10 protein-coding genes are annotated in these 15,871 nt (G+C 73.4%); 7 read left to right on the forward strand and 3 right to left on the reverse strand.

The features are described from left to right. Nucleotides 1-74: 74 nt before the first annotated feature. The 3 genes from ABT085_RS07255 to ABT085_RS07265 form a co-directional block, all read right to left on the reverse strand. Nucleotides 75-1,538, reverse strand: coding sequence for a glutamate synthase subunit beta (locus ABT085_RS07255; protein ID WP_351603099.1), 1,464 nt, complete (start codon nt 1,536-1,538; stop codon nt 75-77). Further along, complete coding sequence (gene gltB, locus ABT085_RS07260; protein WP_351603120.1) at nt 1,531-6,045, reverse strand: glutamate synthase large subunit; 4,515 nt, start codon at nt 6,043-6,045, stop codon at nt 1,531-1,533. Before gltB ends, ABT085_RS07255 begins: the two co-directional genes overlap by 8 nt. 456 nt (nt 6,046-6,501) lie before the next feature. After that, nucleotides 6,502-7,233, reverse strand: coding sequence for a VIT1/CCC1 transporter family protein (locus ABT085_RS07265; protein WP_351603101.1), 732 nt, complete (start codon nt 7,231-7,233; stop codon nt 6,502-6,504). A 271-nt stretch (nt 7,234-7,504) separates the two neighbouring features. Between ABT085_RS07265 and ABT085_RS07270 the strand changes: the two genes are divergently transcribed. The 7 genes from ABT085_RS07270 to ABT085_RS07300 are packed head-to-tail and all read left to right on the forward strand — an operon-like array spanning nt 7,505 to nt 15,865. Beyond that, nucleotides 7,505-9,037: an ADP-ribosylglycohydrolase family protein gene (locus ABT085_RS07270; protein ID WP_351603102.1), complete on the forward strand. Its 1,533-nt coding sequence runs from the start codon at nt 7,505-7,507 to the stop codon at nt 9,035-9,037. Then, a complete protein-coding gene (locus ABT085_RS07275; RefSeq protein WP_351603103.1) occupies nt 9,034-10,287 on the forward strand; it encodes an ADP-ribosylglycohydrolase family protein in 1,254 nt (417 codons plus the stop codon). The genes ABT085_RS07270 and ABT085_RS07275 overlap by 4 nt, the downstream gene beginning before the upstream one ends. A gap of 8 nt (nt 10,288-10,295) precedes the next feature. Further along, nucleotides 10,296-11,471, forward strand: coding sequence for an ADP-ribosylglycohydrolase family protein (locus tag ABT085_RS07280; protein WP_351603107.1), 1,176 nt, complete (start codon nt 10,296-10,298; stop codon nt 11,469-11,471). Then, a complete protein-coding gene (locus tag ABT085_RS07285; RefSeq protein WP_351603110.1) occupies nt 11,459-12,856 on the forward strand; it encodes an ADP-ribosylglycohydrolase family protein in 1,398 nt (465 codons plus the stop codon). Before ABT085_RS07280 ends, ABT085_RS07285 begins: the two co-directional genes overlap by 13 nt. Next, nucleotides 12,853-13,746: a ribokinase gene (rbsK, locus tag ABT085_RS07290; RefSeq protein ID WP_351603112.1), complete on the forward strand. Its 894-nt coding sequence runs from the start codon at nt 12,853-12,855 to the stop codon at nt 13,744-13,746. The genes ABT085_RS07285 and rbsK overlap by 4 nt, the downstream gene beginning before the upstream one ends. Next, entirely contained in the window at nt 13,743-15,038 is a 1,296-nt protein-coding gene (locus tag ABT085_RS07295; RefSeq protein ID WP_351603114.1) for a CaiB/BaiF CoA transferase family protein, read from the forward strand. The genes rbsK and ABT085_RS07295 overlap by 4 nt, the downstream gene beginning before the upstream one ends. Further along, nucleotides 15,035-15,865: an HpcH/HpaI aldolase/citrate lyase family protein gene (locus ABT085_RS07300; RefSeq protein ID WP_351603116.1), complete on the forward strand. Its 831-nt coding sequence runs from the start codon at nt 15,035-15,037 to the stop codon at nt 15,863-15,865. Before ABT085_RS07295 ends, ABT085_RS07300 begins: the two co-directional genes overlap by 4 nt. Nucleotides 15,866-15,871 lie beyond the last annotated feature (6 nt).

The following is a 15,871-nucleotide window of genomic DNA, read 5'->3' on the forward strand; positions in this document are numbered from 1 at the left end:
AGTTCCGGTCGGGGAGGCGGGCAGGCGCCGTCTGTGTTCCGTACGCCTTTGTACGGGACGTTCTACGGGGTCCGTCAGACCATGAGTGCGCGGTCCGTCGGACGGATCGGGGCCGGCAGGTCGCTGGCGCCCGTCAGGAAGCGGTCGACGCCCCTGGCCGCCGAGCGGCCCTCGGCGATCGCCCAGACGATGAGGGACTGACCGCGGCCGGCGTCACCGGCGACGAACACTCCCGGCACGTTGGTCTGGAAGTCGGCGTCGCGGGCGACGTTGCCGCGCTCGTCGAGCTCCAGGCCGAACTGCTCCACCAGGCCGTTCTCCCGGTCGGTGCCGGTGAAGCCCATCGCCAGCGTGACCAGCTGGGCGGGGATCCTGCGCTCCGTGCCCGGCTTGGCGGTCAGCTTGCCGTCGACGAACTCCACCTCGGTCAGGTGCAGCCACTGGACGTTGCCGTCCTCGTCGCCCTCGAAGTGGGTGGTCGAGACGGAGTAGACGCGCTCGCCGCCCTCCTCGTGCGCGGAGGTGACCTTGTACAGCATGGGGAAGGTCGGCCAGGGCTGGGCCAGCGGGTGCCGCTCGTCGTTCGGGCGGGGCATGATCTCCAGCTGCGTGACCGAGGCCGCGCCCTGGCGGTGGGCGGTGCCCACGCAGTCGGCGCCGGTGTCGCCACCGCCGATGACCACGACGTGCTTGCCCTCGGCCGAGATCGGCGGCGCCACGAAGTCGCCCTCCTGGACCTTGTTGGCCAGGGGCAGGTACTCCATCGCCTGGTGGACACCATTGAGGTCACGGCCCGGGACCGGCAGGTCGCGGGCGGTGGTGGCGCCGGCGGCGATGACGACCGCGTCGTACCGCTTCTTCAGATCGGTCGCCTTGAGGTCGACGCCGATCTCGACACCGGTACGGAAGCGGGTGCCCTCCGCGCGCATCTGCTCGATACGGCGGTTGATGTGCCGCTTCTCCATCTTGAACTCGGGGATGCCGTAGCGCAGCAGGCCGCCGACGCGGTCGGCGCGCTCGTACACGGCGACGGTGTGGCCGGCCCGGGTGAGCTGCTGGGCGGCGGCCAGGCCCGCCGGGCCCGAGCCGATGACCGCGACGGTCTTGCCGGACAGGCGCTCCGGGGCCCGCGCGGCGACGTCGCCGGTCTCCCACGCCTTGTCGATGATCGAGACCTCGACGTTCTTGATGGTGACGGCCGGCTGGTTGATGCCGAGCACACACGCCGACTCGCAGGGAGCGGGGCACAGGCGGCCCGTGAACTCCGGGAAGTTGTTGGTGGCGTGCAGCCGGTCGGAGGCGGCGGCCCAGTCCTCGCGGTAGGCGTAGTCGTTCCACTCGGGGATCAGGTTCCCCAGCGGGCAGCCGTTGTGACAGAACGGGATGCCGCAGTCCATGCAGCGGCCGGCCTGCTTGCTGATGATCGGCAGCAGGGAGCCGGGGACGTAGACCTCGTTCCAGTCCTTCAGGCGCACCTCGACGGGACGGGACTTGGCGACCTCGCGGCCGTGGTTGAGAAAGCCCTTCGGGTCAGCCATTGATCGCCGCCTCCATCATCTTCTCGGTGATCTCGGTCTCGGACAGACCGTCTCGCTCGGCGGCGTCCTTGGCGGCGAGCACTGCCTTGTAGGCGCTGGGGATGATCTTGCTGAAGCGGTTCACCGCGGTGTCCCACTCGGCGAGCAGCTTCTCGGCGACCGTGGAGCCGGTCTCCTCCTGGTGGCGGCGCACCACGTCGTGCAGCCACTGCCGGTCGGTGTCGTCGAGTGCCTCGACGGCGCCGACGCTGGCGACGTTGACGTTGTCGCGGTCGAGGTCGATCACGTAGGCGATACCGCCGGACATGCCGGCCGCGAAGTTGCGGCCCGTCTCGCCGAGGACCACCGCGCGGCCGCCGGTCATGTACTCGCAGCCGTGGTCGCCCACACCCTCGGAGACCACCAGCGCGCCGGAGTTGCGGACGCAGAACCGCTCGCCCGTACGGCCGCGCAGGAACAGTTCGCCGCCGGTGGCGCCGTAGGCGATGGTGTTGCCCGCGATCGTGGAGTACTCGGCGAGGTGGTCGGCGCCCCGGTCCGGGCGGACGATCACACGGCCGCCGGACAGGCCCTTGCCGACGTAGTCGTTGGCGTCGCCCTCCAGGCGCAGCGTGACGCCGCGCGGCAGGAACGCGCCGAAGGACTGGCCGGCCGAGCCGGTGAAGGTGATGTCGACGGTGTCGTCGGGCAGGCCCGCGCCGCCGAACTTCTTCGTCACCTCGTGGCCGAGCATGGTGCCGACCGTGCGGTTGATGTTGCGGATGGCGACCTGGGCGCGCACCGGCTGCGCCTCGGTCGCGGAGTCCGCGGCGAGCGCGTCGGCGGCGAGCTTGATCAGCTCGTTGTCGAGCGCCTTCTCCAGGCCGTGGTCCTGCTCGACGACCTGGTGCAGGGCCGCGCCCTCGGGCAGCTCGGGCACGTAGAAGAGCGGGGCCAGGTCCAGGCCCTGGGCCTTCCAGTGGTCGACGGCACGGGTGACGTCGAGCGCCTCGGCGTGGCCGACGGCCTCCTCGATCGAGCGGAAGCCCAGCTCGGCGAGGATCTCGCGGACCTCCTCGGCGATGAACTTGAAGAAGTTCACGACGTACTCGGCCTTGCCGGCGAACCGCTCGCGCAGCTGCGGGTTCTGGGTGGCGATGCCGACCGGGCAGGTGTCCAGGTGGCAGACGCGCATCATGACGCAGCCGGAGACGACGAGCGGCGCGGTCGCGAAACCGAACTCCTCGGCGCCCAGCAGCGCGGCGATGACGACGTCGCGGCCGGTCTTGAGCTGGCCGTCGGTCTGCACCACGATCCGGTCGCGCAGGCCGTTGAGCAGCAGGGTCTGCTGGGTCTCGGCGAGGCCGAGCTCCCAGGGGCCGCCCGCGTGCTTGAGCGAGGTCAGCGGGGAGGCACCGGTGCCGCCGTCGTGACCGGAGATGAGGACCACGTCCGCGTGCGCCTTGGACACACCGGCCGCGACCGTGCCGACGCCGACCTCGGAGACCAGCTTCACGTGGATGCGGGCCTGCGGGTTGGCGTTCTTGAGGTCGTGGATCAGCTGAGCCAGGTCCTCGATGGAGTAGATGTCGTGGTGCGGCGGCGGGGAGATCAGACCGACACCGGGGGTGCTGTGCCGGGTCTTGGCCACCCACGGGTAGACCTTGTGGCCGGGCAGCTGGCCGCCCTCGCCGGGCTTGGCGCCCTGGGCCATCTTGATCTGGATGTCGTCGGCGTTGACCAGGTACTCGGAGGTGACGCCGAAGCGGCCGGAGGCGACCTGCTTGATCGACGAGCGGCGCGCCGGGTCGTACAGACGGTCCGGGTCCTCGCCGCCCTCACCGGTGTTGGACTTGCCGCCCAGCTGGTTCATGGCGATGGCGAGGGTCTCGTGCGCCTCCTTGGAGATGGAGCCGTACGACATGGCGCCGGTGGAGAAGCGCTTGACGATCTCGCTGACCGGCTCGACCTCGTCGACGGAGATCGACGGGCGGTCGGAGCTGAAGCCGAACAGGCCGCGCAGCGTCATCAGCCGCTCGGACTGCTCGTTCACGCGGTCCGTGTACTTCTTGAAGATGTCGTAGCGGGCGGTGCGCGTGGAGTGCTGGAGGCGGAAGACCGTCTCCGGGTCGAACAGGTGCGGTTCGCCCTCGCGGCGCCACTGGTACTCGCCGCCGATCTCCAGGGCGCGGTGGGCGGGCGCGATGCCGCTGGCCGGGTACGCCTTGGCGTGGCGGGCGGCGACCTCCTTGGCGACGACGTCGATGCCGACGCCGCCGATCTTGGTGGCGGTGCCGTTGAAGTACTTCTCGACGAAGGCGGTGTCGAGGCCGACGGCCTCGAAGACCTGGGCGCCGCGGTAGGAGGCGACGGTGGAGATGCCCATCTTGGACATGACCTTCAGGACGCCCTTGCCGAGCGCGTAGATCAGGTTGCGGATGGCCTGCTCGGGCTCGATGTCCGACAGGAAGGTGCCCGCGCGGACGAGGTCCTCGACGGACTCCATCGCCAGGTAGGGGTTGACGGCCGCGGCGCCGAAGCCGATGAGCAGGGCGACGTGGTGGACCTCGCGGACGTCGCCGGCCTCGACCAGCAGGCCCACGTGGGTGCGCTGCTTGGTGCGGATGAGGTGGTGGTGGACGGCCGCGGTGAGCAGCAGCGAGGGGATCGGCGCGTGCTCGGCGTCGGAGTGACGGTCCGACAGGACGATCAGCCGGGCGCCGTTCTCGATGGCCGCGTCGGCCTCGGCGCAGATCTCCGCCAGGCGCGCGGCGAGGGCGTCGCCGCCGCCGTGCACCCGGTACAGGCCGGACAGGGTCGCGGCCTTGAAGCCGGGCATGTCGCCGTCGGCGTTGACGTGGATGAGCTTGGCCAGCTCGTCGTTGTCGATGACCGGGAAGGGCAGCACCACGGTGCGGCAGGACGCGGCGGTCGGCTCCAGCAGGTTGCCCTGCGGGCCCAGCGACGAGCGCAGGGAGGTGACCAGTTCCTCGCGGATCGCGTCCAGCGGCGGGTTGGTGACCTGCGCGAACAGCTGCGTGAAGTAGTCGAAGAGCAGCCGCGGGCGCTCGCTGAGCGCGGCGATCGGCGAGTCGGTGCCCATCGAACCGATCGGCTCGGCACCGGACTTGGCCATCGGGGCGAGGATGACGCGCAGCTCCTCCTCGGTGTAACCGAAGGTCTGCTGGCGGCGGGTGACCGAGGCGTGGGTGTGGACGATGTGCTCGCGCTCGGGCAGGTCGGACAGCTCGATCTCGCCGGCCTCCAGCCACTCCGCGTACGGCTTCTCGGCGGCGAGCTGGGCCTTGATCTCGTCGTCCTCGATGATGCGGTGCTCGGCGGTGTCGACGAGGAACATCTTGCCGGGCTGGAGGCGGCCCTTGCGGACCACGCGGGAGGGCTCGATGTCGAGGACGCCGACCTCGGAGCCGAGGACGACGAGGCCGTCGTCGGTCACCCAGTAGCGGCCGGGGCGCAGACCGTTGCGGTCGAGCACGGCGCCGACCTGGGTACCGTCGGTGAAGGTGACACAGGCGGGGCCGTCCCAGGGCTCCATCATCGTGGAGTGGAACTGGTAGAAGGCGCGCCGGGCCGGGTCCATGGAGTCGTGGTTCTCCCACGCCTCCGGGATCATCATCAGCACGGAGTGCGGCAGCGAGCGGCCGCCGAGGTGGAGCAGTTCGAGCACCTCGTCGAAGGACGCCGAGTCGGAGGCGTCGGGCGTGCAGACCGGGAAGATCCGCTCCAGCTTGCCCTTGTCCTCGAAGAGCTCGGAGGCCAGCTGGGACTCGCGGGCGACCATCCAGTTGCGGTTGCCCTTGACAGTGTTGATCTCACCGTTGTGCGCGACGAAGCGGTACGGGTGCGCCAGCGGCCACGAGGGGAAGGTGTTCGTGGAGAAGCGCGAGTGGACGAGCGCGATCGCGGAGGCGAAGCGGCGGTCGGACAGGTCCGGGAAGAAGGGCTCCAGCTGACCGGTGGTCAGCATGCCCTTGTAGACGATCGTGCGGGCGGAGAGGGAGGGGAAGTAGACCCCCGCCTCGCGCTCGGCGCGCTTGCGCAGCACGAAGGCCGTGCGGTCGAGCTCGATGCCCCTGCGGTCGTCCCCGCCGGAGACGAAGATCTGCCGGAAGGCGGGCATCGTCGAACGGGCGGTGGCACCCAGCAGCGCGGGGGCGACGGGGACCTCGCGCCAGCCGAGGACCGTCAGGCCCTCCTCGGCGGCGATCGCGTCGATGCGCGCGACGACCTCCTCGGTGCCGTCCTCGGGAAGGAAGGCGATGCCGACGGCGTATCCGCCGGCCTCGGGGAGCTCGAAGCCGGCCACCTCGCGGAAGAAGGCGTCCGGGACCTGCGAGAGGATGCCCGCGCCGTCGCCGGAGTCGGGCTCGGAGCCGGTGGCGCCTCGGTGTTCGAGGTTGCGCAGCACCGTGAGGGCCTGCTCGACCAGCGCATGGCTCGCCTCGCCGGTGAGGGTGGCCACGAAGCCGACGCCACAGGCGTCCTTTTCGTTGCGGGGGTCGTACATACCCTGCGCAGCAGGGCGAGCATCCATGAAGGACCAGTTCTGGCCATTCGTGGAATGCTGGGACGGCTGGCGCGGCGTACGCATCGGCTCTCCCGTCGTCGTCAAGTGGCATGTGAAGGTGCCGAGGGACGACGTTGGCCCTCTGCTGAGTGTGCGCAAAATTTCGTGCAGGTTACATGATGGAGCGATTCCCGGGAACCGGATACTCCGTTCCAACATGCGGACGCCACGGTGTCGCGGCGGTGTACGCGCACGGTGGCGAGAAGTATGTGGTGACCGAGCAGGACAGTTCGGTGTCCGTCGGCCCAAAAGGGGGTGGAGGGAGCGTCTTCGCCCACTCCACCGGCACGCCGAGCCTCGTTGCTCCAGCGCTTACGGCTCATGCCCAGTGGTTAAGCATTCGAAACCAGCGAGTAACGGTTACTTATGCGGCCCATCGCATAAGTTCCATCCGCACTATCCTACGGCCGTTCCGAACAGACTGCCGAGGGCGTACGTCACACCGGCCGCCGCGCCGCCCAGCGCGAGCTGCCGCAGACCGCTGTACCACCAGGACCGCGCGGTCACCCTGGCCACCACGGCGCCGCAGCCGAAGAGCCCGAGCAGGGCGAGCAGCAGCGCCGGCCACAGCACGGTGGCGCCGAGCAGGTACGGCAGGACCGGCAGCAGCGCGCCCAGGGCGAAGGAACCGAAGCTGGACACGGCGGCGACCAGCGGCGAGGGCAGATCGCCCGGGTCGACGCCCAGCTCCTCGCGGGCGTGTATCTCCAGCGCCTGCTCGGGGTCGCGCGAGAGCTGCCGCGCCACCTCCCGGGCCAGTCCGGGCTCGACGCCCCGCGCCTCGTACAGCGCCGCGAGCTCGGCCTCCTCGTCCTGCGGGTGCTTTCTCAGCTCCCGCCGCTCCACGTCCAGTTCGGCCTCGACGAGTTCACGCTGCGAGGCGACGGAGGTGTACTCGCCCGCCGCCATGGAGAAGGCGCCGGCGGCGAGGCCCGCGAGCCCGGTCAGCACGATGGTGTGCTGACCCACCGCCCCGCCCGCGACACCCGTCATCAGCGCTAGGTTCGAGACCAGGCCGTCCATCGCGCCGAACACGGCGGGGCGCAGCCAGCCACCGTTCACATCGCGGTGCGTGTGGTTGTCGCGGTGCGCCTCGTGCAGCGCCGCCTCGGTGTCGATGATCGCCATGAAGGTCCCCCAGGAAGCTTAGGCAAAGCTAACTTTAGATTGAATCCACTTTTCGACAACACCGACACTACGCTGTGAAATTCCCCGCCACCAGCAAGGGAAGGCTGCGCTAACCTGCGGTTTTACCGTCGTACGCTCATCCGTGTTGACCTCTGCACAGATGTCGACCGGGTGATGCTGCGGTCTCCGAGGCTCTGCCGGGCCCCTGCGGTGGGACACATCCGCAAAGGGTTCCGCGCCCTGGTCGGAGCCCCCGGAGGAGAGGCCGCGCATGCCATCCACCGCCTGCATTCCCCCGGTCCCGGCGCCCGGAGACGCCGCCGAACTCCGTGACCGGGCCCGTGGCGCACTGCTGGGCCTGGCCGTCGGCGACGCGCTCGGCGCACCGGCCGAGAACATGAGACCGTCCGAGATCCGCGCCCGCTGGGGCCGCATCAAGGGCTACGTCGCCGAAAAACCCGCCGGTACCGACGACACCGAGTACGCGATCTTCTCCGGACTGCTGCTGGCCCGGCACGGCTGCGCGCTCACCCCGGCCCATGTCGAGGCGGCCTGGCACGAGTGGATCGCGGACCGGGCGGAGGGTCCCTTCCGGGGCGCCGGGTTCAGCGAACGCGGCACGCTGGAGAACCTGCGCCGCGGTCTCGCCGCCCCCATCTCCGCCCAGCACCGCCACGCCTGGAGCGACGGCCTCGCCATGCGCGCGGCCCCCTTCGGGGTGTTCGCCGCGGGCCGCCCCGCCGAGGCGGCCCGGCTGGTGGCGATCGACGGCTCGGTCAGCCACGAGGGCGAGGGCATCTACGGCGGCCAGGCGGTGGCCGCCGGGGTCGCCGCGGCCATGGCGGGCGCCCGGCCGACCACGGTCGTCGCCGCCGCCCTCGCGGTCGTCCCCGACGACTCCTGGACGGCCCGCTCCCTGCGCCGCGCGGTCACCGTGGCCCACCGCGGCGAACGCGCGGTCCGCTCCGCCGTCGTCATCGGCGGCTACCCCTGGACCGACCTGGCCCCCGAGGCGGTCGCCCTCGCCTTCGGCGCGTACGCGGCGGCCGACGGCGACTTCCGGGACGCGGTGCTGACCGCGGTCAACATGGGGCGCGACGCCGACACCACGGCCGCGGTGGCGGGCGCGCTGGCGGGCGCGACCCAGGGGGAGGGCGCCATCCCGGCGGAGTGGGCGGCCGCGATCGGCCCGGCCCGCGGAAGCTGCCTGCCGTCCATGGCCGGCCACCACGTCCTCGACGTGGCGGAACTGCTGACCCCGGACGAGAACGGCAAGTGGGACACGGCCGGCCCCGCTCCCGCCCCCGCACACCACAGCGCGCCCGCACGCACGCCGGAACCCGCGGGACGGCCGGGGCCCGCACGCACGCCGGAGCCCGCGGGACGCCTGGAGCCCGCGGGACGGCCGGGGCCCGGAGCAGGGCCCGGCGCGGGCGCCGCGAGTCGGAGCATGCCCACACGCGAACCGGAGCCCACCGGACGGCCGGAGCCCGCACGACGCCCGGACCCCGCACCGCGAGCGAAACCCGCAGGACGGCCGGGCCCCGGACCCGAGCCGGAACCCGCACGGCGGCGGACGGACCCCGCAGGGCACCCCGCCCCCGCAGGACGGTCCGGGTCCGGGTGGCGGCCTGAGCCCGTACGGACGCCCGAGCCCGTACGGCGGCCGGAGCGGGTGCGGCCGCGGTTGCGGCGGACGTCCGAACCCGGGCGGCCGCTGCCCGCCGCCGCGCCGGGCGCCCCCACGGCGTCCGGCACCCGCACCCCCGCCGCGAGCGCCGACACCCCGCAGGTGCGCTCATGACGCCGCCGGGGCCCTGGGACGACGGCATCGACGCGGGAGCCGCCGCCGCGCACACCGCCGGCGTGGGCACCGCGCCGGCCGCGGGCTGCCTCACCTCCGCCCCGGCCCCCGCCTGCGCACCCCTTCCGGACCCCCGTCCCCGCCGCATCGAGGGCCTGCTGCTCGGCCTCGCCGCCGGGGACGCGGCCGGCTGGCCCGCCGCCCGGCACCGCGCGGCCCGGATGCCGGAGTGGACCCGCCGGCTCACCCGCGAGCTGGACACCTTCGCGGAGCAGAACGCGACCACCACGCTCCCCGTCCCCATCGCCCTCAACCAGCCCCCGGAGCCGCTGCGCCTGGGCCCCTCCGACGACGCCGAGTGGGCGGCGTTCGCGGCCGAGGCCGTACTGCGGGCCGGTGACGACAGCGTGCTCGGCGACCTCGGCCGGGAACGCCGCACCCGGGCCGCCATCGACCTGACCTGGAACGCCGTGGCGAGCGAGGTCGCGGCGGCGGCCGACCGGGCCCCGGAGATCGAGTCGGCGGTCCTCCCCCTGCGCGCCCGTATCTCCGTAAGGGCCGGACTCGGCAACCTCGCCGCCGGGCTGCGCCCGCCCGCCACCGGCCACGACAATCCGCACTACTTCGACGACGCGGCCTGTGTACGGGCCTGTGTGCTCGCCGTCGCCCATCCCGGCGACGCCCGGCTCGCCGCCGAACTGGCCGAGTTCGACGCCCGCTACACCCAGGACGGCGACGGCGTGCACGGCGCCCGCGCGATGGCGGCGGCCCTCTCCCTGGCCCTCGCGGGTGCGGGGGTGGAGACGTGTGTGGCCGCGGCGCTGGCCGAGCTGCCCGAGGAGACGGAGATCGGCCGCAACGCCCGGCACGCGCTCCGGCTCGCCCGCGACGGCGACAGCGCCTTCGCCGTGATCCCCCTCCTCGAACACCAGATCGTCGATCACGTCTACAGCTACGGCATCGCCGCCGCGGAGACGGTCCCGGTCGCCCTGGCCCTGGCCGTCGCGGCACACGGCCGGATCGCGGAGGCCGTCCCCGCCGCGGCCTGCCTGTCCCGGGTCGCGGACTCGGCCCCGGCCCTGGTCGGCGCCCTGACCGGCGCACTCGGCGGCGGCGCCGCGATCCCCGCGTCCTGGCGCGCCACCTGCCGCACTCTCTCCGGCTGCGCGCTGCCCCGGCTCACCGACACGGACCTGGTGGAACTCGCCGAACTCCTGGAAGCCACACAACCGGCCGCACCAGGAGGATGATTCGGGGCATGACGCCCAAAGGAGAAGAAAGTCACGCGGCGCCCCTCGACGAGCGGATCACCGCGGCCCTGGTCGGGGCGGCCGTCGGCGACGCCCTCGGCGGCCCCGTCGAGGGCTACTCCCCCGACCAGATCCTCGAACGCCACGGCGGCCGCGTGCACGGCGTCGTCGGCCCCTGGAACGGCGACGCCTGGCGCACCGCCCGCCCCATCGCCCCGTACCACAAGGGCGACGGACACGTCACCGACGACACCTTGATGACCCATGCGCTGGTCCGGGTCTACGCCGCGGTCCGCGACCACCTGGACGCGTACGCGATCACGGACCGGCTGGTGCCGGACCTGATGACCGAGCCCCGGTGGATCCCGGAGCTGGAGGCGGAGGCCCTGCCCCTGCAACGGGTGTTCCTGGCGGAGAAGTGGCTGGTGGCCCGCCTGCACTACGGCCATGTCGACCCGCGCGAGGCGGGCGTCGGCAACATCGTCAACTGCGGCGCGGCGATGTACATGGCCCCGGTCGGCCTGGTCAACGCGGCCAACCCGGCGGCCGCGTACCAGGAGGCGCTGGACATCGCCGGCGCGCACCAGTCGTCGTACGGCCGGGAGGCGGCGGGTGTCTTCGCGGCGGCCGTCGCGGCGGCGGCCTCCCCCGGCGCGACACCCGGCTCGGTCGTGGCCGCCTGTCTGTCGCTGGCGAAGGACGGCACGCGCGCGGCGATCGAGGCGGTCTGCGAAACGGCCGCCCGGTACACGGAGTTCGAGTCGGCGCTCGGCCCGCTGCGCGAGGCGGTGGCCCCGTTCGACACCGTGGGCCCCGACTACCGCGCCCCGTCGCTGGCCGCCCGCCGCCCGTCCCGGCTGCACGCGATCGAGGAACTCCCCGTCGCCCTGGGCATGGTGGTGCTGTCGGCCGGCGACTACCGGACGGCGGTGCTCGGTTCGGTGAACTACGGACGCGACTGCGACTCGATCGCGACGATGGCCGGCGCACTGGCGGGCGCACTGGGCTCACCGGTGCCGGAGGACTGGGCGAAGACGGTCGCCGAGGCCAGTCGGCTGGACCTGTGGGAGCCGGGCCGTACGCTCACCGGGGTGACCCGGGAGATCTTCGAGCGGGACGTCCGCCGGCGCCGTGCCCACGAGGCGGCCTTCTGCGAGATCGGGGGCCCGAGGTGCTCCGGCTGACCTGGGTCCAGCCGGAGGACCTGGTGGGACACGAGCTCCGGCAGGCGGCCCAGGACGGACGGGAGGCCTCGGCGATCGCTGCCCGGTGGCGGGCCGCGGGCGGCCGGCCCGCGCCGCTGCGGGCGGGGGCGTCGGCGGATCCCGCCTCGCGCTGGCTGCGCCAGCTCGCGGAGGACCTGCTCGACGAACTCGCCGACCTGCCCGGCAGGTTGACGGACGAGGAACCGACGGACCTGGCAGCCATCAGGGCACGCTGCCCCGACTGGCCCGCGCCGCCCCCGCCCGGCCGCCGCCCGGCCCTGGACGGCCCACTCCGGCTGGAGGCCGCCTGGCTGGGCCGGGCCGCCGGCTGCCTGCTGGGCAAGCCCGTCGAGAAACTCCCCCTGACCGCCATCCGCACCCTCGCCCGGTCCGCCGGCAACTGGCCGCTGACCGGCTGGTTCACGGCCAGGGGCGTTCCCGGGGAACTGCTGCGCGCCCACCCCTGGAACCGCCGCTCGGCCCCCACCTCGCTCGCCGAGAACATCGACGGCATGCCCGAGGACGACGATCTCAACTACCCGTTGCTCAACATCCTGCTGCTGCAACGCCACGGCAGGTCCTTCACCACCGTCGACGTGGCCACCGTCTGGCTGGACGAACTCCCCGCGGGCCGCACCTTCACGGCCGAGCGCCTGGCCTACCGCAACCTCCTGGCCGGGCTCACCCCGCCGCACACCGCCCGGCACCGCAATCCCTTCCGCGAATGGATCGGCGCCCTGATCCGCGCCGACGTCCACGGCTGGACCAACCCCGGCGACCCCGGGGCCGCCGCCGAGCAGGCCCACCGCGACGCCACCCTCACCCACACCGCGAACGGCGTCTACGCGGCGATGTTCACGGCGGCCGTCATCGCGGCCGCCTGCGGCGACGCGGCAGCCGGCACCGGTCCGGGCCCGGGCGGCATCCACGCCTGCCTGCGTACCGGCCTGAGGGTGGTCCCGCCCCGCTCCCGGCTGGCCCGCGCCGTCACCCACGCCATCGAACTGGCCCGGGAACACCGGGACTTCGAAACGGTCGTCGACGAACTCCACGCCCGTTACTCGGCCACCCACCACTGGGTCCACGCGATCCCCAACACCGCGCTCGTCGCCGCCGCCCTCACCCACGCGGACGGCGACTTCACCGGCTCCATCTGCCGTGCCGTCTCGGGCGGTTGGGACACCGACTCCAACGGGGCGACCGCCGGCAGCATCGCCGGCCTCCTCGCCGGCACACCCGCCGCGCTGCCCGACCGCTGGACCACCCCCTTGAAGAACCGCCTCTCCAGCTCCGTCGGCGACTTCGACGGCACCGGCTTCGACACCCTGGCCCACCTCACCCTCGTGGAGGCATCTCGCCCATGACCCGAATCGTCGTGCTCGGCAGCACGAACATGGACCTCGTCGCCTATGTCGAGAAGGCCCCGCAGCGCGGGGAGACCGTGACGGGACGGGAGTTCCGTACGATCCCCGGCGGCAAGGGCGCCAACCAGGCGATCGCCGCCGCCCGCGCCGGCGCCGGCGTGGCGATGATCGGCGCGGTCGGCAACGACTCCTTCGGCACCCGGCTGCGCTCCACCCTGGAGGACTCCGGGGTCGACACCGGCCTGCTGCGCACCGCCGAGGGCCCCTCCGGCACCGCGCACATCGTCGTGGACGACGAGGGCGGCAACGCGATCGTCGTGGTACCCGGCGCGAACGGCACCGTGGACCACCTCACCCCCGCCGACGACCATCTCCTCGCCTCCGCCGACGCCCTGCTGCTCCAGCTGGAGATCCCGCTGCGGGCGGTGGTCGCGGGAGCACGTGCCGCCCGCGCCCACGGCGTCCGTACGGTCCTCACGCCGGCCCCCGCCCAGCCGCTCCCGCCCGACCTGCTCGCCACGGTCGACCTGCTGGTCCCCAACGAACACGAGGCCGCCGCCCTCACCGGCCGCACCGACCCGCGCGAGGCGGCGCTCGCCCTGCTCGACCAGGTGCCGGAGGTGGTCGTCACCCTGGGCGCGGCGGGCAGCCTGTACGCGGCCCGGGGTGCCGAGCCCCTGACCGTCCCGGCGCCCCGGGTGACCGCCGTGGACTCCACCGGAGCGGGCGACACCTTCGTCGGCGCGCTGGCGGTGGCCCTCGGTGAGGGCCGGCCCGTGCGGGAGGCCCTGGCCTGGGCCGCGACGGCGGCCGCGCTGTCCGTGCAGCGGGAAGGGGCGTCGGCGTCGATGCCGTACCGCTCCGAGATCGAGGCACGGTACACCGCATGACCGACGCCCCGGCCCCCGGCGGCCCGCACACCGACTCCCCGGCCACCGGCACCTCGGCCACCGACTCCCCGGCCACCGGCACTCCGCGTCCGGACGTGCCGCGCACCGGCCCCCCGCTGGCCGGCCTGCGGGTCCTCGACCTCGCGACCCTCTTCGCCGGCCCGCTGGCGGCCACCATGCTCGGGGACTTCGGCGCCGAGGTCGTCAAGGTCGAGCACCCGACCAGGCCCGACCCGTCCCGGGGGCACGGCCCGTCGAAGGACGGCGTGGGGCTGTGGTGGAAGCTGCTCGCCCGCAACAAGCGCACGATCACCCTCGACCTGTCGAAGCCCGGCGGCCGCACGACCCTGCTCCGGCTCGCCGCCACGGCCGACGTGATCATCGAGAACTTCCGCCCCGGAACACTGGAGAAGTGGGATCTGGGCTGGGAGGAGCTGTCCGCGGCCAACCCGCGGCTGGTCCTCACCCGGGTCACCGGCTTCGGCCAGTTCGGCCCGTACGCACACCGGCCGGGCTTCGGCACCCTCGCCGAGGCGATGAGCGGCTTCGCCGCGATCACCGGCGAACCGGACGCGCCCCCGACCCTGCCCCCGTTCGGCCTGGCCGACTCCATCGCCGGCCTGGCCACCGCGTACGCCGTGATGACGGCGCTGGCCGCCCGGGACCGTACGGGCCGGGGGCAGGTCGTCGACATGGCGATCATCGAGCCGATCCTGACCGTCCTCGGCCCGCAGCCCCTCTGGTACGACCAGCTCGGCCATGTCCAGCCGCGCACCGGCAACCGCTCCCAGAACAACGCCCCGCGCGGCACCTACCGCACGGCCGACGGCGGCTGGGTCGCGGTCTCCACCTCCGCCCAGTCGGTCGCCGAACGGCTGATGCACCTGGTCGGCCGCCCCGAACTGATCGACGAGCCCTGGTTCGCCACCGGCGCCGACCGGGCCCGGCACACCGACGTGCTCGACGCGGCGGTCGGCTCCTGGATCGCCGAGCGCTCCCGGGACGAGGTGCTGCTTGCCTTCGACAAGGCCGAGGCGGCGGTCGCCCCCGTCCAGGACGTGCGCGAGGTGATGACCGACCCCCAGTACGCGGCCCTCGGCACCATCACCACCGTCGACGACCCCGAGCTGGGCCCGCTGCGCATGCAGAACGTCCTCTTCCGGCTCTCCGCGACCCCCGGCGCGATCCGCTGGGCGGGCCGGCCGCACGGCGCGGACACCGACGCGGTGCTGACCGAGCTGGGCCTGACCCCGGCCCGGCTGGCCGACCTGCGGGCGGAGGGCGCCGTATGACGAAGACCCCGCTGACCTGGCTGTACGTCCCCGGTGACCGCCCCGAGGTGGTCGCCAAGGCGCTCGTCTGCGGCGCCGACGTCGTGGTGGTCGACCTGGAGGACGCGGTCGCCCCGGACCGCAAGGAGTACGCCCGCGCGGCCACCGCCGAGCTGCTCGCACAGCCGCAGCCGGTCCCCGTCCACGTCCGGGTCAACGCCCTGGACGGGCCGCAGATCGCGGCCGACCTGCACGCCGTGGCCGCCCTGCCGGGGGTGTCCGGTCTGCGCCTGCCGAAGGTGACCTCGCCGGAGCAGATCACGGGCATCGCGCGGCGCACGGCCAGCGCCGACACCGGTCCCCCGCCGCTGCACGCCCTGCTGGAGACCGCCCTGGGCATCGAGCACGCGCACGCCATCGCCCGTGCCCATCCGGCGCTGCGGGGCATCTCGCTGGGCGAGTCGGATCTGCGGGCCGATCTGGGCGTGCCCGGTGACACGGGCCTCGACTGGTCCCGCTGCCGGGTGGTCGTCGCCGCGCGGGCGGCGGGCCTGCCGCCTCCGGCCCAGTCGGTGCACCCGGACATCCGGGACCTGGACGGCCTGGCCGCGACCTGTGCCCACGGCCGGGCGCTCGGCTTCCTGGGGCGCGCCGCCATCCACCCCCGCCAGCTCCCGGTCATCGAACGCGCCTACCTGCCCACCGCCGAGGAGATCGAACAGGCGGAGGCGGTGGTGAAGGCGGCGGCCCGGGAGCAGGGCGCCCAGGCGCTGCCGGACGGGAGGTTCGTCGACACGGCGGTGGTGGCGACGGCCCAACGGACGCTGTCGCTGGCCCTGCGCCGCTGAACCCCG

The sequence above is a fragment of the Streptomyces sp. NPDC002265 genome, from assembly GCF_040296125.1.
Taxonomy (GTDB): domain Bacteria; phylum Actinomycetota; class Actinomycetes; order Streptomycetales; family Streptomycetaceae; genus Streptomyces.

Bases quoted from the DNA above. Each gene is read 5' to 3' on its own strand.
- ABT085_RS07255 (WP_351603099.1), bottom strand. From the start codon at position 1,538: ATGGCTGACCCGAAGGGCTTTCTCAACCACGGCCGCGAGGTCGCCAAG.
- gltB (WP_351603120.1), bottom strand. From the start codon at position 6,045: ATGTACGACCCCCGCAACGAAAAGGACGCCTGTGGCGTCGGCTTCGTG.
- ABT085_RS07265 (WP_351603101.1), bottom strand. From the start codon at position 7,233: ATGGCGATCATCGACACCGAGGCGGCGCTGCACGAGGCGCACCGCGAC.
- ABT085_RS07270 (WP_351603102.1), top strand. From the start codon at position 7,505: ATGCCATCCACCGCCTGCATTCCCCCGGTCCCGGCGCCCGGAGACGCC.
- ABT085_RS07275 (WP_351603103.1), top strand. From the start codon at position 9,034: ATGACGCCGCCGGGGCCCTGGGACGACGGCATCGACGCGGGAGCCGCC.
- ABT085_RS07280 (WP_351603107.1), top strand. From the start codon at position 10,296: ATGACGCCCAAAGGAGAAGAAAGTCACGCGGCGCCCCTCGACGAGCGG.
- rbsK (WP_351603112.1), top strand. From the start codon at position 12,853: ATGACCCGAATCGTCGTGCTCGGCAGCACGAACATGGACCTCGTCGCC.
- ABT085_RS07295 (WP_351603114.1), top strand. From the start codon at position 13,743: ATGACCGACGCCCCGGCCCCCGGCGGCCCGCACACCGACTCCCCGGCC.
- ABT085_RS07300 (WP_351603116.1), top strand. From the start codon at position 15,035: ATGACGAAGACCCCGCTGACCTGGCTGTACGTCCCCGGTGACCGCCCC.